General features: G+C 68.6%; 19 protein-coding genes. 11 read left to right on the forward strand and 8 right to left on the reverse strand.

The features are described 5' to 3' along the window. Nucleotides 1–203: 203 nt before the first annotated feature. Entirely contained in the window at nucleotides 204–554 is a 351-nt protein-coding gene (locus P6281_RS01980) for a WhiB family transcriptional regulator (protein WP_008263340.1), read from the forward strand. A gap of 12 nt (nucleotides 555–566) precedes the next feature. On the opposite strand, the gene P6281_RS01985 is transcribed toward P6281_RS01980, so the two are convergent. Together P6281_RS01985 and P6281_RS01990 are read right to left on the reverse strand one after the other, a co-directional pair. Further along, nucleotides 567–1,697 carry an ArsA family ATPase gene (locus P6281_RS01985; protein ID WP_008263342.1) on the reverse strand — a complete coding sequence of 377 codons (1,131 nt, stop codon included), beginning with the start codon at nucleotides 1,695–1,697 and terminating at the stop codon, nucleotides 567–569. Continuing rightward, nucleotides 1,694–2,713 carry an ArsA-related P-loop ATPase gene (locus P6281_RS01990; RefSeq protein ID WP_008263344.1) on the reverse strand — a complete coding sequence of 340 codons (1,020 nt, stop codon included), beginning with the start codon at nucleotides 2,711–2,713 and terminating at the stop codon, nucleotides 1,694–1,696. Before P6281_RS01990 ends, P6281_RS01985 begins: the two co-directional genes overlap by 4 nt. A 63-nt stretch (nucleotides 2,714–2,776) precedes the next feature. Here P6281_RS01990 and P6281_RS01995 point away from each other — a divergent pair, with 63 nt between their 5' ends. The 3 genes from P6281_RS01995 to P6281_RS02005 are packed head-to-tail and all read left to right on the forward strand — an operon-like array spanning nucleotide 2,777 to nucleotide 4,205. Further along, on the forward strand, nucleotides 2,777–2,938 hold the full coding sequence (locus P6281_RS01995) for a DUF4177 domain-containing protein (protein WP_008263345.1): 162 nt from the start codon (nucleotides 2,777–2,779) through the stop codon (nucleotides 2,936–2,938). A gap of 2 nt (nucleotides 2,939–2,940) precedes the next feature. After that, the gene (locus P6281_RS02000) at nucleotides 2,941–3,408 is read left to right on the forward strand and encodes a RidA family protein (protein WP_008263347.1); all 468 of its coding nucleotides are present in this window, start codon (nucleotides 2,941–2,943) and stop codon (nucleotides 3,406–3,408) included. Between the two features lie 5 nt (nucleotides 3,409–3,413). Then, the gene (locus P6281_RS02005; protein ID WP_008263349.1) at nucleotides 3,414–4,205 is read left to right on the forward strand and encodes an MBL fold metallo-hydrolase; all 792 of its coding nucleotides are present in this window, start codon (nucleotides 3,414–3,416) and stop codon (nucleotides 4,203–4,205) included. A gap of 169 nt (nucleotides 4,206–4,374) precedes the next feature. Here the strand turns inward: P6281_RS02005 and crp are convergent, their stop codons facing one another. Both crp and P6281_RS02015 read right to left on the reverse strand, forming a co-directional pair. Beyond that, entirely contained in the window at nucleotides 4,375–5,049 is a 675-nt protein-coding gene (gene crp / locus P6281_RS02010) for a cAMP-activated global transcriptional regulator CRP (protein ID WP_007772229.1), read from the reverse strand. 103 nt (nucleotides 5,050–5,152) lie between these two features. After that, the gene (locus tag P6281_RS02015) at nucleotides 5,153–5,533 is read right to left on the reverse strand and encodes a hypothetical protein (protein WP_008263355.1); all 381 of its coding nucleotides are present in this window, start codon (nucleotides 5,531–5,533) and stop codon (nucleotides 5,153–5,155) included. 188 nt (nucleotides 5,534–5,721) lie between these two features. Here P6281_RS02015 and nth point away from each other — a divergent pair, with 188 nt between their 5' ends. Genes nth through marP form a run of 4 tightly spaced genes read left to right on the forward strand, consistent with a single transcriptional unit; the run spans nucleotide 5,722 to nucleotide 9,122 of the window. Further along, nucleotides 5,722–6,402 (forward strand): endonuclease III, encoded by a 681-nt coding sequence (nth, locus tag P6281_RS02020; protein WP_009954795.1) that lies wholly within the window; start codon nucleotides 5,722–5,724, stop codon nucleotides 6,400–6,402. Nucleotides 6,403–6,421: 19 nt separating this feature from the next. Further along, a complete protein-coding gene (locus tag P6281_RS02025) occupies nucleotides 6,422–7,069 on the forward strand; it encodes a TlpA family protein disulfide reductase (protein ID WP_008263360.1) in 648 nt (215 codons plus the stop codon). 29 nt (nucleotides 7,070–7,098) lie between these two features. Further along, the gene (locus tag P6281_RS02030; RefSeq protein WP_008263366.1) at nucleotides 7,099–7,917 is read left to right on the forward strand and encodes an NUDIX hydrolase; all 819 of its coding nucleotides are present in this window, start codon (nucleotides 7,099–7,101) and stop codon (nucleotides 7,915–7,917) included. Nucleotides 7,918–7,928: 11 nt separating this feature from the next. After that, nucleotides 7,929–9,122, forward strand: coding sequence for an acid resistance serine protease MarP (gene marP / locus P6281_RS02035; RefSeq protein WP_008263368.1), 1,194 nt, complete (start codon nucleotides 7,929–7,931; stop codon nucleotides 9,120–9,122). On the opposite strand, the gene P6281_RS02040 is transcribed toward marP, so the two are convergent. Continuing rightward, a complete protein-coding gene (locus tag P6281_RS02040; RefSeq protein WP_008263370.1) occupies nucleotides 9,115–10,086 on the reverse strand; it encodes an alpha/beta fold hydrolase in 972 nt (323 codons plus the stop codon). The two genes, marP and P6281_RS02040, sit on opposite strands and share 8 nt — an antisense overlap. After that, nucleotides 10,087–10,605 (reverse strand): phage holin family protein, encoded by a 519-nt coding sequence (locus P6281_RS02045; RefSeq protein ID WP_014381700.1) that lies wholly within the window; start codon nucleotides 10,603–10,605, stop codon nucleotides 10,087–10,089. A 237-nt stretch (nucleotides 10,606–10,842) separates the two neighbouring features. On the opposite strand from P6281_RS02045, the gene P6281_RS02050 reads away from it, so the two are divergent. Next, entirely contained in the window at nucleotides 10,843–11,541 is a 699-nt protein-coding gene (locus P6281_RS02050) for a peptidase (protein WP_020188338.1), read from the forward strand. Nucleotides 11,542–11,551: 10 nt separating this feature from the next. On the opposite strand, the gene acs is transcribed toward P6281_RS02050, so the two are convergent. Next, nucleotides 11,552–13,507 (reverse strand): acetate--CoA ligase, encoded by a 1,956-nt coding sequence (acs, locus tag P6281_RS02055; RefSeq protein WP_008263376.1) that lies wholly within the window; start codon nucleotides 13,505–13,507, stop codon nucleotides 11,552–11,554. A 257-nt stretch (nucleotides 13,508–13,764) separates the two neighbouring features. Here acs and P6281_RS02060 point away from each other — a divergent pair, with 257 nt between their 5' ends. Then, complete coding sequence (locus tag P6281_RS02060) at nucleotides 13,765–14,307, forward strand: DUF4232 domain-containing protein (RefSeq protein WP_170320642.1); 543 nt, start codon at nucleotides 13,765–13,767, stop codon at nucleotides 14,305–14,307. 5 nt (nucleotides 14,308–14,312) lie between these two features. Here P6281_RS02060 and P6281_RS02065 read toward each other — a convergent pair whose 3' ends face one another. Then, entirely contained in the window at nucleotides 14,313–15,134 is an 822-nt protein-coding gene (locus P6281_RS02065; RefSeq protein ID WP_324738596.1) for an LppU/SCO3897 family protein, read from the reverse strand. A gap of 84 nt (nucleotides 15,135–15,218) precedes the next feature. Between P6281_RS02065 and P6281_RS02070 the strand changes: the two genes are divergently transcribed. Next, nucleotides 15,219–16,847 (forward strand): peptide ABC transporter substrate-binding protein, encoded by a 1,629-nt coding sequence (locus P6281_RS02070; RefSeq protein WP_179960112.1) that lies wholly within the window; start codon nucleotides 15,219–15,221, stop codon nucleotides 16,845–16,847. Nucleotide 16,848 lies beyond the last annotated feature (1 nt).

A 16,848-nucleotide genomic window follows, 5' to 3' on the forward strand; every position in this document is an offset into this window, starting at 1 on the left:
CGGATTTTTTGGACGAGACGGCACGCTCGTCCCAAAAAAAGCGTTATCGGACTGTTGCGCAATTGGCACCTGACCACCTAACTTAGACACACGGTGAGATTCAGGTAACACCGATGTACATGGTGAGGCGTAGATCGCAGGGTTGGATCTGCACCCAAGGAGGGCGGCCGTGACGGGCGGCCGGTAGGGAAAGGGAACGATTCGTGTCACCAATACGGCCGGCGGCGCGTAGGACAAACATCGCAGCCGCACAAGGTGTACTCCGCAGCGTCGATGCTGAAGAACGGATCGCTTGGGTCTCGAAGGCGCTCTGCCGCACGACCGATCCCGACGAACTGTTTGTCCGTGGCGCGGCCCAGCGCAAGGCGGCAGTGATCTGCCGGCACTGCCCGGTGATGCAGGAATGCGCGGCAGACGCGCTGGACAACAAGGTCGAGTTCGGGGTGTGGGGCGGCATGACCGAGCGGCAACGCCGCGCGCTGCTCAAGCAGCACCCCGAGGTGGTGTCCTGGGCGGACTTCTTCGACAAGAGCAGAAGCCGCACCGCGGGCTGACCGAGTGGGGCCCTAGGCGACCGACGTGATCTGGTCGGCGAGGGCCCGCAGCGCTTCCAGATCCGACACGTCAAACGGCAGCGAAGGAACGCCGATGACCGGCACGTGCGGATTGGCTCCGGTGAATCGGGAGAGCAATCTGACTTCCCGCTTGGCGGTCTGCGCGCGGTCGGCATGAATCCGCAGCACGGCCGCGGCCAGCGACGCGGCTTCGGAATCGGTGTCGTGCTCCAGCATCTCGGTGGCGTCGATCGCCCGCTCGGCCGGTAGCGAGCACAACGTCGGATGCGTGCGGTTCAAGACCAGCCCGGCGAGCGGCATGCCTTCCTGCGACAGCCGGTCGACGAAGAAGGACGCCTCGCGCAACGCGTCGGGCTCGGCCGCCGACACCACGACGAATTGCGTGCCACGCCTTTTCAGCAGCGCGTACGTGCGGTCCGCCTTTTCCCGGAAGCCGCCGAAGGTGGCGTCCAGCGATTGCACGAACGCGGCGGCGTCGCCGAGCATCTGTGAGCCCAGGATGGTCGACATTGCCTTCATGGCCAAACCCATTGCGCCGGTGACCAACCGGCCGATGCCGCGGCCCGGCGCCAGCAGCAGCCGCCACAACCGGCTGTCCATGAAGCTGCCCAGCCGCTTCGGCGCGTCCAGGAAGTCCAGCGCGTTGCGCGACGGCGGGGTGTCGACGACCACCAGGTCCCAGCGATCCTCGGCCAGCAGCTGGCCCAGCTTCTCCATCGCCATGTATTCCTGCGTGCCCGCAAGCGAACTGGCGACGGTCTGATAGAACTGGTTGTCCAGAATCGCTTGTGCGCGACCGGGTCCGGAGTATTGGACCACCATTTCGTCGAAGGTGCGACGCATGTCGAGCATCATCGCGTGCAGCTCGCCTTCAACCTCCGCCGCCAGCGGGACGCGCTGCGGCGTGTTGCCGAGGTCGTTGACCCCCAGCGCCTGGGCCAGCCGCTTGGCCGGATCGATCGTCAAGACGCAGACGTTGCGGCCGTATTCGGCGGCGCGCAGGGCGATCGCGGCCGCGGTGGTCGTCTTGCCCACGCCGCCCGCGCCGCAGCACACCACCACCCGGTTCGACGTGTCGGCCAGGATAGCGGCCATATCAAGCGGTTTCGGCGTGGTGCTCATCGAACTCCTTGCTGTGCAAGCGATTCCGACAGTTCGTAAAGGCTGCCCAAATCGACCCCGTCGGAGATCGCCGGAAGTTGTAGCCGCGGGACTTTCAGCGCGTCGAGCTGTTGCGCGATCTCGGAGCGGGTGGCGATCACGGTCGCGTGCTCGATGGTCTCGGTCAACAGGCCGGCGAAGTCGTTGTCGTTCAACGTGATTCCGGACTTTTCCAGCCCGGCCCGCACCGAGTCGGCGTCGACGTCCCCCTCGGCGGCCTTCGCCAGATCGGCCGGTTGCAGGTAGGAGGGGATGTTGCGGTTGACGATCACGCTGCCGATCGGCAGCTGCATGTCGGCGAGCTCCTCGATGGCCTCGAGCGTTTCCTGGACGGGCAGCGCCTCCAGCAGGGTGACCAGGTGAATGGCGGTCTGCTCGGAGTGCAGCAGCTTCACGACGCCGTCGGCCTGCGAGTGCACGGGGCCGCCCTTGGCCAGATCGGAGACGGCCTTGGTGACATCGAGAAACCGCGCGATCCGTCCCGTCGGGGGCGCGTCGACGACGATCGCGTCATACACCGGGAGCCGGTTCTTGTCGACGCGGATCACCGTCTCTTTGATCTTCCCGGTGAGCAGCACGTCGCGCAGGCCGGGCGCGATGGTCGTCGCGAACTCGATCGCACCGATGCGGCGCATCGCGCGGCCGGCGATGCCCAAGTTGTAGAACATGTCGAGGTATTCCAGGAATGCGGCCTCGATGTCGATCGCCAGGGCGTTGACCTGGCCGCCGCGTTCGGCGGTCGCGATCTTCACCTCCTGATAGGGCAGGGGTGGGACGTCGAAGAGTTGCGCAATCCCTTGGCGGCCCTCGACTTCCACGAGGAGGACTTTGCGGCCGCCGGCCGCCAGCGTGAGCGCCAGCGCCGCCGCGATCGTCGACTTGCCGGTACCGCCTTTGCCGGTCACAAAATGCAAGCGGGCCTTGGTCAGGCGCGCCGGCCAGCCGACGGCGCTGCCGCCGCTCGAAGTGGTTGCCACCTTCGCATGCTAGCCCGGCCGGGCTGGCCGGAGCGGTTCACCTCCGACCGATAAGCTCGCCGCATGAGCCAACCGACCGCCTGGGAGTACGTCACCGTCCCGTTGCTGACGCACGCCACCAAACAGATCCTCGACCAGTGGGGCGCCGACGGCTGGGAGCTGGTGTCCGTGCTGAACGGCCCGACCGGCGAACAGCACGTCGCCTACCTCAAGCGCCCCAAGTAGAGATGAGCGCCCAGCCTTCCTGGAAGGCCCGACTGGCCGAGCTCGATCTCGCGCTGCCGGAGGTGGTCGCGCCCCTGGCCTCTTATGTGCCGGCGGTGCGCACGGGCGACCTGGTCTACACCGCCGGCCAGCTGCCGATGCGGGCCGGGAAGCTGGCGGGCACCGGCAAGCTCGGCGCGGAGGTCACCCCGGACGAGGGCAAGGCGCTGGCGCGGATCTGCGCGCTCAACGCGTTGGCGGCGGTCGATTCCCTGGTGGGCATCGACTCGGTGACCCGAGTGGTGAAGGTGGTCGGCTTCGTCGCATCGGCTCCCGGGTTCAACGGCCAGCCCAGCGTCATCAACGGCGCCTCCGACCTGCTCGGCGAGGTCTTCGGCGACCGGGGCGCGCACGCGCGCTCGGCGGTCGGCGTCTCCGAGCTGCCACTGGACGCGCCGGTGGAAGTGGAGCTGATCGTCGAGGTCGGCTGACGGTCGTGACCGAGGTTGCCGAGCCGCCGACTCACCCCGCATACGGCAGGTTGCGGGCGGTCACCGACACGGTCTCGGTCCTGTTGGCCGACAACCCGGGCCTGATGACGCTGGAGGGCACCAACACCTGGGTGCTGCGCGGGCCGCGGAGCGACGAGCTGGTCATCGTGGATCCCGGCCCCGACGACGACGAGCACATCGCGCGGGTCGCCGCGCTGGGGCGCATCGGTTTGGTGCTGATCAGCCACCGGCACGGCGACCACACCGACGGCATCGACAAGCTCGTCGAGCGCACCGGCGCGACGGTCCGGTCGGCGGGCAGTGGCTTTCTGCGTGGGCTGGGCGGCGAGCTGGTCGACGGCGAGGTCATCGATGCGGCCGGACTCAGGATCAAGGTCATGGCCACCCCCGGCCACACCGCCGATTCGCTGTCCTTCGTCCTCGACGATGCCGTGCTGACCGCCGATACGATCCTGGGCCGCGGCACCACGGTGATGGACTCCGAAGACGGCAGTCTCACCGACTATTTGGAATCGCTGCACCGGTTGCGGGGGCTGGGCCGCCGCGCCGTGCTGCCCGGGCACGGGCCGGAGCTGTCCGACCTGGAGGCCGTCGCGCGCGGATACATTGCGCACCGGCATGAGCGGCTGGAGCAGGTGCGATCCGCGCTGCGCGAGCTCGGCGAGGACGCGGGGGCCCGCCAGATCGTCGAGCACGTCTACGTCGACGTCGACGAGAAGCTGTGGGATGCCGCCGAATGGTCGGTGCAGGTGCAGCTGAACCACCTGCGCGGCTAGCGCGGAGTCGCCCCGGCGAGCGTTCGCGAGCGTAACGCCATTGCGAAATTGAGCGCCGCAAATTGCAGCCACGAAGCGCTCGCAGACCAGGATTGCGCGCGCGCTTCGCGCGCGCTTACCTCGCTCGGGGTGGGATTCTCGCTCGGTTGCGCCCGCGCTTCGCGCGCGCTTACCTCGCTCGGCGCGCGAGCCTCTCGGAGTCGGAGATCAGCACGCTCTTGCCCTCGAGGCGGATCCAGCCGCGGTGGGCGAAGTCGGCCAGCGCCTTGTTCACCGTCTCGCGGGAAGCCCCCACCAGCTGGGCGATCTCCTCCTGCGTCAGGTCGTGGGTGACCCGCATGGCGCCACCTTCCTGGGTGCCGAAACGCTGGGCGAGCTGCAGCAGCTGCTTGGCCACCCGGCCGGGCACGTCGGTGAAGATGAGGTCGGCCAGGTTGTTGTTGGTGCGGCGCAGCCGTCGGGCCAGCACCCGCAACAACTGCTCGGCGATCTCGGGGCGATCGGCGATCCACGCCCGCAGCGCGTCGCGGTCCATCGACACCGCACGCACCTCGGTGATGGTGGTGGCGCTGGAAGTCCGCGGACCCGGGTCGAAGATCGACAATTCGCCGAACATGTCCGACGGGCCCATGATCGTCAGCAGGTTCTCGCGTCCATCGGGCGAGCGGCGACCGATCTTCACCTTCCCCGCGACGATGATGTAGAGCCGATCCCCCGGTTCCCCCTCAGCGAAGACTGTGTGTCCGCGGGGGAAGTCGACGGGTTGCAGCTGCTTGGTCAGCGCCGTGACCGCGCCGGGCTCAACCCCTTGGAAGATTCCTGCCCTTGCCAGGATCTCGTCCACGTTGCCTCTTCAACTTTCCCAGAAAATTAATGTATACGGGCAGGCTGATCCCTTGCTCGCGTGACGAGTCTAGAGGAACGCCATTGTGTCTAACGTGCCAACGCTACACACGATTGGCGTGTCGAGGTGCCCTAAATTGCGGATTGACGTGCGAATGGCCGTGGATTCGCGTCGGCAGAGTCATCTCGTCGCGGTCGACGAAGCCGACGGCGAATGACGGCGCGGCGTGGCGCGGCCCGTCGTTGCGCGCCGTCAACGCGGGGCCGGGCAGCTGCCTTGCCTCGCGTCGATGCAGGTATTCGAGCGCCTCGGGCATGCCCTCGGAGGCCAGCGTCCGCATGTCGACACCGCCCGCGCGCTCGAGAAACTCGTCGACATCGGCCACCGCCAGGGGGGCACGGGTGAGCTCGGATTCGAGCCGCCCCAGACCCAGCGCCGCGAGCATCAGCAGCACCGGAACCCCGGCCACCAGCAACCATGACACACGAAGAGTAAACATGGCCTTGCATCAACACGAGGTCTCGGCGAGATCACGAAATCAGTACTCTGTCGTAGGTGACAGTGGCAAAGTCGTCCGGGCGTTCGAAGTCGACGCCGGCCCAGCCCGATGGCGTCGACGCGGGGCGCTGGTCGCAGGAATCCCGAGTGGCCCTGGTGCGGCGGGCGCGGCGGATGAATCGTGCGCTGGCACAAGCGTTTCCCGATGCGCACTGCGAGCTTGACTTCACCACGCCGCTGGAACTGACCGTCGCCACCATCCTGTCCGCGCAGAGCACCGACAAGCGGGTCAATCTGACGACGCCGGCGCTGTTCAAGCGGTATCCGTCGGCGCTGGATTACGCCCAAGCCGACCGCGCCGAACTGGAAAACCTGATCCGCCCGACCGGGTTCTTCCGCAATAAGGCGTCCTCGCTGATCGGGCTGGGGCAGGCCCTGGTCGAACGGTTCGACGGCGAGGTGCCGCCGACGATGGCCGAACTGGTCACCCTGCCCGGCGTGGGCCGCAAGACCGCCAACGTCATCCTGGGCAACGCCTTCGGGATCCCCGGCATCACCGTCGACACCCACTTCGCGCGGCTCGTGCACCGGTGGCGCTGGACCACGGACAAGGACCCGGTCAAAATCGAGCACTCGGTCGGCGAGCTCATCGAGCGCAGCGAGTGGACGATGCTGAGCCACCGGGTGATCTTCCACGGCCGCCGGGTGTGCCACGCGCGCAAACCCGCATGCGGCGTCTGCCTGATCGCCAAGGATTGCCCCTCCTTCGGGCTGGGTCCCACCGAGGCGCCGCTGGCCGCGCCGCTGGTGAAGGGCCCGGAAACCGAGCACCTGCTGGCGCTGGCCGGGCTCTAAGCACCCGGGGCAGGAGACGTTGAGCCGGACGACCCGCTGGACCATCGCGATTCTGGCGGTGGTGGTGGCGCTGATCGCGGCGCTGGTGGCCCAGCTGCGCGACAACTCCGCCACGCCGGGGACGCCGGCGACCGATCGTGCGGCGGCGAACCGGGAACACCGCGACGCCGACACCCCCGCCGCGCTGGCGGGTCCGCGGCAACGCGCCGGCCTGGCGCCCTGTCCTGCCGCCGCAAGCGGTCCCGGTCCCGAGGCGCTGCGCGGCGTGACCGCCGAATGCGCCGCCGACGGTTCGGTTGTCGACGTCGCGCGCGCGGTCGCCGGGCGCCGGGTGGTCCTCAACTTGTGGGCATATTGGTGCGCGCCGTGCGCCGCCGAACTGCCCGCGATGGCCGAGTATCAACGACGGGTCGGTTCGGACGTGACGGTGGTGACGGTGCATCAAGACGAGAACGAGACCGCCGCGTTGCTGCGGCTGGCCGAGCTCGGCGTTCGGCTGCCGACCCTGCAGGACGGCCGGCGCCGGGTCGCGGCCGCGCTGCGGGTGGTAAATGTGATGCCCGCGACGGTGGTCCTGCGGCCGGACGGTAGCGTTGCGCAGACGCTGCCGCGCGCTTTCACCACTGCCGACGAGATCGCCGCGGCGATCGGAACCGACAGGGGATAAGCGGAAAAATTGAACCGACTGGAGGGGCCGTGAGTGCTGGGGGTTCGCCCCTGCGGAATGGGGACCCCGCCCCCGCGCGCGGGACCGTTCCGCTGACACCTGACGCCTGCCCGTCCTGGCTGCGTCCGCTGGTCGACCACGTCGACGACGTCCCCGACGCGGCCCGGCGCCGCCTGCCGGCCGACGTGCTGGCGATGATCACCACCAAGGCCGCGTCGGCGGTCACCACCCTGCGCGGAGCCGCCCGCGACGCCGCGGTCCTGGTGTTGTTCTCCGGCCCGCAATCCGGCCCGCCCGGTGGCGGCCCGCCCGACGACGCCGACCTGTTGCTCACCGTGCGGGCGTCGACCTTGCGCCACCACGCCGGCCAGGCGGCATTCCCCGGCGGCGCCGCCGATCCCACCGACGACGGCCCCGTGGCCACCGCCCTGCGCGAGGCCCATGAGGAAACCGGAATTGACGTCAGCAGGCTTCATCCCCTGGCCACCATGGAGCGGATGTTCATCGCGCCCTCGCAGTTTCACGTCGTGCCGGTGTTGGCGTACTCGCCGGACCCCGGTTCGGTGGCCGTCGTCAACGAGGCCGAGACGGCGATCGTCGCGCGAGTTCCGGTGCGCGCCTTCATCAATCCGGAAAACCGGTTGATGGTGTACCGCGGCGACCTCGGCCGCCGATGGGCCGGCCCGGCGTTTCTGCTGAACGAGATGCTGGTCTGGGGATTCACTGGCCAGGTGATCTCCGCACTGCTCGACGTCGCCGGCTGGGCGCAGCCATGGGACACCGCCGACGAGCGGGAGTTGGACGCGGCGATGGCGCTGGTCGGTGACCGGGGTGAGCCCCGCCGATGAACATGAATTCGATGACCCCGTCGCAGTGGTTGGATATCGCCGTGCTGGCGGTCGCCTTCATCGCGGCGGTCTCGGGCTGGCGGTCCGGGGCGTTGGGGTCGCTGCTGTCGTTCGTGGGGGTGTTGCTCGGTGCCATCGCGGGGGTGTTGCTGGCGCCCCACCTCGTCAGCCACATCGCCGCGCCGCGCGCGAAATTGTTTGCGGCACTGTTCTTGATCCTCGCGCTGGTCGTCATCGGCGAGGTCGCCGGCGTGGTGTTGGGACGCGCCGTCCGGGGCGCGATCCGCAGCCGCTCGATCCGAACCCTCGACTCGGTGATCGGCGTTGGGGTGCAGCTCGTCGTGGTGCTGACGGCCGCGTGGCTGTTGGCGACGCCGCTGACCCAGTCGAAGGACCAGCCCGAGCTGGCCGCAGCGGTCCGGGGTTCGCGAGTGTTGGCTCAGGTCAACGAGGTAGCGCCGCCGTGGCTCAAGACGGTGCCCAAGCGGCTGTCCGCGCTGCTGAACACCTCCGGGTTGCCCGCGGTGTTGGAGCCGTTCAGCCGCACTCCGGTCATCCCGGTCGCCTCGCCCGACCCCGAGCTGGCCCGCAACCCGGTGGTGCAGGCCACCGCTCCGAGCGTGGTCAAGGTGCGCAGCCTGGCCCCCAGCTGCCAGAAGGTGTTGGAGGGCAGCGGATTCGTGATCGCGCCCGACCGGGTGATGACCAATGCGCACGTGGTGGCCGGCTCCAACAGCGTTCAGATCTACGCCAGCGGCAATCCCCTCGACGCCACCGTGGTGTCCTACGATCCGTCGGTCGACGTCGCGATCCTGGCGGTTCCCAACCTGCCGCCGCCACCGTTGCCGTTCGCGCAGACCGAGGCGAAGACGGGTGCCAGCGTCGTCGTGCTGGGTTATCCGGGCGGGGGCAACTTCACCGCGACCCCGGCCAGGATCCGGGAGCTGATCAAGTTGAGCGGGCCCGACATCTACCGGGACCCGGCGCCGGTCACCCGCGACGTCTACACGATCAGAGCCGGTGTGGAGCAAGGCAATTCGGGCGGACCGTTGATCGACCTCGACGGCCACGTGCTCGGGGTGGTGTTCGGCGCGGCCGTCGACGACCCCGACACCGGCTTTGTGCTGACCGCCGATGAGGTGGCCGGTCAGCTCGCCAAAATCGGTGACACGCAGACGGTGGGCACCGGGTCCTGCGTCAGTTGATGCCGGCCCGGGAGCCGTGCACCTGTTCGAGGAACCTCATCAGGTGCCTGTTGACTTCCTCGGGGGCCTCTTCGTGGCTGAAATGCCCTGCGCCCGCGATGGATACATAGCGCCCCTGCGGCGCGTAACGTCGCGTCCGATCGACCGGGTCGGCCAGCACATAGGGATCCGCCTCACCGCGTAGGTGCAACAGCGGCACACTGAGCCGCTGGCACATCGATTTCATGAACCGCCTGCCTTCGTCGCGCAGCTGGCTGCGCGCCGCCCAGCGCTGGTATTCCAGCGCGCAGTGCGCGGCGCCCGGGATCTGTATCACCGTCCGCAGGTGGCCGATGGTCTCGGAAAAGTCCTCGGATGCAAGCCATTTCGCGCAGCTGCGGCTTCGGACCAGGCGTTCGATCTCGGCCGCGTCGTCGCGGGTCAGCAGGCGCTCGGGCCACAACGGCACCTGGTAGGGGAGCAGGGTCTGCAACAGCGCATAACCCTGGTCGCGGCGCGTCAACGTGGAGCGCCGCAATGCCGCCGGGTGCGGCGAGCTGATCAGCGCGATGGCCGACACCAGCCGCGAATGCAGCAGCGCGGTGGCCCAGCAGGCCAATCCGCCGTCGGCGTGGCCCACCAACGTCGCCGAGGAGTGCCCCAGCGCCCGGATGAGCCCGGCCGTGTCCCCGGCCAGCGTCCACCCGTCGTAGCCACGGGGCGGCTTGTCGCTGCCGCCGTAGCCGCGCAGGTCGACGGCCACCACGCGGGCGCCGGTCAGGCCGCGCAGCTGATGACGCCAGGACCACCAGAACGAGCCGAATCCGTGCAAGAGCATCACCAACGGCCGCGCCGTCGGCGGCAGTCCACCGGCGTCGCGGGCGCTGACAGCCTCGACGACGTGAAAGCGGATGCCGTTGGCGTGCACATCCAGGTGGCGCCACGGCCCGTCGATGCGGGTTACCGACGGATCGGGCGGCGGCATCTACCCACCCGAGGGATCGCCGGCGGCGTCGCGCTTCGCGTGCCTGCCGTGGCTCCCGGTGAGTTGCTTGTCATGGCCCGGGGTGAGCGCGGTGCGGGTCTCCTTGACCGATTCGATCGTCTCGCGCGGCCCCCGAATCCGGCGGACCTTGAGGAAGCCCAGCAGGGCCAGCACGGCGCCGACCACCACCATGATCCCGAAGACGATCAGATACGCCACCCAGCGCCACAGCCAGGTGTCGAGCAGTTCGGCGACGAAGAAGAAGAAAAAGAAGGTGGAGTAAAACAGCACCACCAGCGCGGCGATGAAGAAGACGCTACCGGTGAGGCCCTTTTTGACGTCGCGGGTAATTTCGGCGCGGGCCAGTTCGACTTCGGCGCGCACCAGCGTGGAGACCTGGGTCGTCGCGTCCTTGATCAGGTCGCCGATCGACGACTCGGCGGGCTTGGCGTGCGGGTCGGTCAACGGGATCGTGGTCAGCGTGCTGGGCACGCCGTTCTTGCCATCGGCTTTGCTCACAGACCGTCCTCTTTCGTCGTCGCCAGGCTCGCTGTCGTCGCGGTTTATGTTGCCATGTGGCGCCTGGACAGGAGAAGGCAGACGAGGCCGGCCGAACCCCGTGACCGCCCGGTGGCCAGTTGGGTTCGGCCAGAACGCGGTCCGCACAGACGCGCGGCAGGAGCGAACCTGGCTGCCCGGCCGATTACACTCGTCCACGCCGGTCGCGATGTCCGGCCGACCGATGGGAGTGAGGCTGTGCGGAGGGCGCACCGGTGCTTCTTGGTGGCGATGGTTTCCCTGCTGGTGGCCGTGCTCGGTTCACATGCCCACGCCGCCGCCGCTGATGTCAGGATCCCGCTGGGGGGCGGCGCGGGCATCGTTGTCAACGGCGACACCATGTGCACGCTGACCACCATCGGCGGGGACGCCGCGGGTGAGCTCATCGGTTTCACCTCCGCGCACTGCGGGGGTCCGGGCGCTCAGGTCGCCGCCGAGGGCGCGGAAAACGCGGGCGTCTTGGGCACCATGGTCGCCGGCAACGACAACCTCGACTACGCGGTGATCAAGTTCGATCCGGCCAAGGTGACCCCGGTGGCGAACTTCAACGGCTTTTTGATCAGCGGCATCGGTCCGGACCCGGCCTTCGGTGAGATCGCCTGCAAACAGGGCCGCACCACCGGCAATTCGTGCGGCGTCACCTGGGGGGCGGGCCAGACGCCGGGCACCATCGTGATGCAGGTCTGCGGCCAGCCCGGCGATTCCGGCGCGCCGGTGACCGTCAACAACGAACTGGTCGGGATGATCCACGGCGCGTTCAGCGACAACTTGCCGACGTGCATCGTCAAGTACATCCCGTTGCACACCCCGGCGGTGGTCCAGTCCTTCAACGCGATCCTGGGCGACATCAACGCCAAGCACCGCCCCGGTGCGGGGTTCAGCCCGCTGCCGGCCTGATCGTCACCGGCTACTTCGCCGCCCTGATCGCGTCGAACACGCCGGGATCGAGCAGCGTTGACGTGTCGCCCAATTCGCGGTTTTCGGCGATGTCCCGCAACAGCCTGCGCATGATCTTGCCGCTGCGGGTCTTGGGTAGCTCGGGCACCACGTGCACCTCGCGCGGGCGGGCGATGGGGGAGATCTCCCGGGCCACCTCGACGCGCAGGTCGTCGACGATCCCGTCATGCACCTCGAAATCCGCGCACAAGACGACGAACGCGCAGATGGCCTGGCCTGTCGTCTCGTCGGTCGCGCCGACCACCGCCGCCTCGGCCACCGCGGCGTGGCCGACCAGCGCCGACTCCACCTCGGCCGTGGAGAGCCGATGCCCCGACACGTTCATCACGTCGTCGATGCGGCCGACCACCCAGATGTCGCCCTCGGTGTCGTAATAGGCGCTGTCACCGGCGAAATACCAGCCTTGCTCGGCGAATCGGGACCAGTAGGTCTCGACATAACGTTGCGGATCGCCCCAAATGCCGCGCAGCATCGACGGCCACGGCTGGTCCAGCACCAGGTAGCCGGTGACGTGCTCGCCCTTGTCCTCGCCCGGTGGGGGCAGCTCCTCGCCGTGGTCGTCGACGATCTTCGCCGAGACACCCGGCAGCGGCCGCATCGCCGAACCCGGTTTGGCCGCAGCGATTCCGGGCAACGGGGAGATCATCGTGGCGCCGGTCTCGGTCTGCCACCAGGTGTCGACGATCGGAAGGCTGTCGGCGCCGATCACCTTGCGGTACCAGCGCCATGCTTCGGGGTTGATCGGCTCGCCGACCGATCCCAGCAGCCGCAGGCTGGTCAGGTCGTGGGCGTCGGGAATCTCGCGGCCCCACTTCATGAACGTGCGGATCAGCGTGGGCGCGGTGTAATAGATTGTCACGCCGTATTTTTCGATGATCTCGAAATGCCGGTGCTGCGACGGGCTGTCGGGTGTGCCTTCGTAGAGAACCTCGGTGACGCCGTTGGCCAGCGGGCCGTAGACGCCGTAGGTGTGTCCGGTGACCCAGCCGATGTCGGCGGTGCACCAGAACACGTCGCTGTCGGCCTTGATGTCGAAGACGTAGTGGTGCGTGTAGGCGGCGTGGGTCAGGTAGCCGCCGCTGGTGTGCACGATGCCCTTGGGCTTGCCGGTGGTTCCCGAGGTGTACAGCAGGAACAACGGTTGTTCGGCGTCGAACGGTTGCGGGGTGTGTTCGGGGGAGGCTGCGTCGACGACGTCGTGCCACCACAGATCGCGGTCGTCGTTCCAGGACACGTCAATTCCGGTGCGCCGCACCACAACAACGTGCTCGATGGGGCTGTCCGGGTCCGAGACCGCCTCGTCGGCGGCGTCCTTGAGGGGCGCGGGCTTGCCGCGGCGGAACTGCCCGTCGCTGGTGATCAGCAGCTTGGCATCGGCGTCGGCGATGCGGGCCTGCAGCGCTTTGGCGGTGAAGCCGGCGAACACCACGCTGTGCATGATGCCGAGGCGCGCGCAGGCCAGCATCGCGATCACGGCCTCCGGGATCAGCGGCAGGTAGATGGCGACGCGGTCACCGGCCACCAGGCCGAGATCGGTCAGCGCGTTGGCGGCCTTGCAGACCTCGGTTTGCAGCTGCGAGTAGGTCAGGCTGCGGTGGTCACCGACGGGCTCGCCCTCCCAATGGATTGCGACCCGATCCCCGTGGCCCGCCTCCACGTGGCGGTCCACGCAGTTGTATGCGACGTTGAGCTTGCCGTCGCCGAACCATTTGGCGAACGGCGCGTCAGACCAGTCCAGCACCTCGGTGAACGGCGTCGCCCAGGACAACCGGTTGGCCTGCTCGGCCCAAAAGGCCAGCCGGTCCCGCTCGGCGTCGCGGTACAGCTCCTCGCCCGCATTGGCTTGTTCGGCGAATCGCGCCGACGGGGGATACGACGAGGGGCCCGCAGAGTTGGTGGCGGTCACTGGCTTCTCTCCTGTGTCGAGGCTGCGCCGTTCGGTGGCGAGCCTAGCCCGGCGACGGCGAGCGCCGCATGGCGCGAGTGAGGAGCCGGGCAATCGGGCCTAGCCGGGCGACGGCGAGCGCCGCATGGCGCGAGTGAGGAGCCGGGCAATCAGGGCTAGCGGTGTGCGGCCCGGCCGTCTGCGGCGTAGCTGTGCGAGCGGGAATTGCGCGGCCGAATCCGGGGTCAAAGGGTGCCCTCGGGGCGGATAATCACCGTGTGCCGGGTCATGGGCGGAGCATCCGCCGACTAGCCCCCAGCTTTGCCGCGGCCGCAACGACTTACGCCGCCGCCACAGTGCTGGGGTGGCCCGCGTCGGCCATGCCGGCCGACACCGTCGACGCGCCGACACCGTGCTGGTCGGACCAGATCGCCGTATCCGCCTCCCCGACGGAGGGTGCGGTGGGGCACCGCGCGGTGACCCTGATCTTCACCCTCGCCGGCGGCGCGGAGCCCTGCACCATCGCCGGATACGCCGGGGTCGACTCCGGCGCCGGCGGCCCATTGGTGCACGCCCGGCCCACCCCGCGCGGATATCTGGGCGGCCTGCCGGCCGGCGTCAACGTCGCGCCCGCCGTCATCCTGTCCATCTCGACCCAGGGCCAGGCGATCGTCGAGGGCATCGCCGTCGACGGCGAGGGAAAGCCGTGCCCCACCTACACGGACCTGCTCGTCAATCCGCCCGGCACCACCAACGTCGTGACGGTGTCGGCCACCATCGAGGCCTGCGAGTTGCAGGTGCATCCCGTCACCGCGGTCTGAGCGACTCAGCCGGCCCTGGCCAGGCAGTAGACCCGCGCGGGGCTGGGGTAGGAATTCGCCTTAGTCCCTGCAGGGCACTGGGTTTCGTCCACGCTGCCGTCGATGCGCTTGAAAACCTTGAACGTGGCTAAGCGCGGGTTGTCACAGTCGGCCGGCGTCCAGGTGGCCGTCGTGGTGGGATCCGTCTGCAGGTAACAGTGCCCTTCGATGAGGTTGGCGATGAAACACAACGTGTGGGCGTTGTTGGTGAGGCGTGAATAGACGGAGCCATCGCGCTTGCCGTCCGGGCAGGTCGCCGTCGGTCCCTCGCCGGCGGCGAGCTCGAACGTCGCCACGGGGTTGGCGCAGTCAGACGGTGACTTCAACGAACCCATGCGCACCTCGAACTCCGAGAAGCACTGGCCGATCTTGGGCACCGCGGCCGAGCCCGACGTTGATGCCTGGCCGATGGTGTGCGATCCCCGCCGGTCGTCGTGCGACGCGAACCGGGCGATTTTCCCCAGAATGGCCAGGCCGCTCAGCGCCAGCAGGACGGCGCCGACGGCGATCGGCGCGGTGCCCGACTTCCCCGCCGCCGGCCGTGGCGGGTAGCCCGGATACGGCGGCGGGGTCGGGTACGGGCCCGGATATCCGGGCGGGGGCGGCGGATAGGGATAGCCGGGGTGATAGGGCGGCGGGAGCTGCGGGGTCTGCCGACGGGCGCGGGAGCGCCGCCCAAGTCCGATGATGAGAAGCGTCAAGCCCGTCGCGGGAAGCCCGAGCAAGAACATCAGCCGGCCGACCAGCACGGCGGGGGATTCGTCGAGGGCCAGGTACGCGACGACCACCCGAGGATTCTAGGTCGCAGACGCGGCCACGGCACTTCACCGCCCGCACGACTTCAGGCCCTAGGGTCGGGTGTCATGCGTGCGATGCGGACCCCGCCGGCCTTGCTGGCCCCGGTCGTCGCCGCGATGCTCGTGGTCGCTTCGCTTGCCGGATGCGGCGGCGGTGTGCTGAGCCCGGATCTGGTGGTGGTCAACGGCGGCGAACCGCCCAACCCGCTGATCCCCACCGGCACCAATGACAGCCAAGGCGGGCGAATCCTCGACCGGCTCTTCGCCGGGCTGATGTCCTACGATGCCACCGGCCATCCGTCGCCCGAGGTCGCCCAGTCGATCGACACCACCGACAACGTCAACTACCGCGTCGTCCTCAAACCCGGCTGGACGTTCACCGACGGATCGCCGGTGACGGCCCATTCGTTCGTCGACGCCTGGAACTATGGGGCGCTGAGCACCAATGGCCAACTGCAGCAAAGCTTCTTCAGCCCGATCGACGGATTCGACGCGGTCGCCGGCCTCACCGGCGACGGCAAGCCGACCGCCACCACGATGTCGGGGCTGCGGGTGATCAACGACCTGGAGTTCACCGTCCGGCTCAAGGCGCCGACCATCGACTTCAGGATGCGGTTGGGACACAGCGCCTTCTATCCGCTGCCGCGGGCCGCCTTTCGGGACAGGAGCGCGTTCGGGCAGCACCCGATCGGCAACGGGCCGTACCAGCTCGCCGAGGGCCCCGACGGGCCGGCGTGGGAGCACAACGTCCGAATCGACTTGCGGCCCAACCCCGGATATCGCGGCAACCGCCGACCACACAACAAGGGCTTGAGGTTCGAGTTCTACGCCAACCTGGACACCGCCTACGCCGACCTGCTGTCGGGCAACCTCGACGTGCTGGACACCATCCCGCCCAGCGCCCTTCCGGTCTACAAGCGCGACCTCGGCGACAAGGTCACCAGCGGTCCGGCCGCGATAAACCTGAGCCTGGACACCCCGTTGCGGCTACCGCACTTCGGCGGTGAGGAAGGACGGCTGCGCCGTCTGGCGCTATCGGCCGCCATCAACCGGGCGCAGATCTCGCGGCAGATCTTCGTCGACACCCGCAGTCCCGCACGCGATTTCACCGCCCGATCGCTCCCGGGTTTCGACCCGAACATCGCCGGTAACGACGCGTTGGACTTCAATCCCGGGCGAGCGCGGCAGCTCTGGGCGCAAGCCGATGCGATCTCGGCGTGGAGCGGACGCTACGCGATCGCCTACAACGCCGATGCGGGACACCAGGACTGGGTGGACGCGGTGGCCAACAGCATCAAGAACGTGCTGGGCATCGACGCGGCCGGAGCGCCGCAGCCCACCTTCGCGGGCTTTCGCACCCAGATCACCAACCGCAGCATCGCCACCGCCTTCCGCGCCGGATGGCAGGGGGACTACCCGTCGATGATCGAATTCCTCGCGCCCCTTTTCGCCACCGGCGCGGGATCCAACGACGTCGGCTACTCCAGCCGGGAGTTCGACGCCGCGCTGGCGACCGCCGAAGCCGCGGCCGACATTGCGCAGGCCACCAGGCTGGCCAACGACGCCCAGCGAATCCTGTTCCACGACATGCCCGTTGTTCCGCTGTGGAACTACATCAGTGTCCTCGGATGGTCGGCTGAGGTCAGCAACGTCACGGTCACCTGGAACGGGCTGCCCGACTACGAGAACATCGTGAAGGCTTGAG

The organism is Mycobacterium sp. 5-140-3-2 (assembly GCF_035666375.1).
GTDB lineage: Bacteria > Actinomycetota > Actinomycetes > Mycobacteriales > Mycobacteriaceae > Mycobacterium > Mycobacterium intracellulare.

What these genes read in the sequence shown, in the direction of transcription:
- marP (WP_008263368.1), top strand. Translation starts at nt 7,929, where the DNA reads ATGACCCCGTCGCAGTGGTTGGATATCGCCGTGCTGGCGGTCGCCTTC.
- P6281_RS02040 (WP_008263370.1), bottom strand. Translation starts at nt 10,086, where the DNA reads ATGCCGCCGCCCGATCCGTCGGTAACCCGCATCGACGGGCCGTGGCGC.
- P6281_RS01985 (WP_008263342.1), bottom strand. Translation starts at nt 1,697, where the DNA reads ATGAGCACCACGCCGAAACCGCTTGATATGGCCGCTATCCTGGCCGAC.
- P6281_RS02000 (WP_008263347.1), top strand. Translation starts at nt 2,941, where the DNA reads ATGAGCGCCCAGCCTTCCTGGAAGGCCCGACTGGCCGAGCTCGATCTC.
- P6281_RS01995 (WP_008263345.1), top strand. Translation starts at nt 2,777, where the DNA reads ATGAGCCAACCGACCGCCTGGGAGTACGTCACCGTCCCGTTGCTGACG.
- P6281_RS02070 (WP_179960112.1), top strand. Translation starts at nt 15,219, where the DNA reads ATGCGGACCCCGCCGGCCTTGCTGGCCCCGGTCGTCGCCGCGATGCTC.
- nth (WP_009954795.1), top strand. Translation starts at nt 5,722, where the DNA reads ATGAATCGTGCGCTGGCACAAGCGTTTCCCGATGCGCACTGCGAGCTT.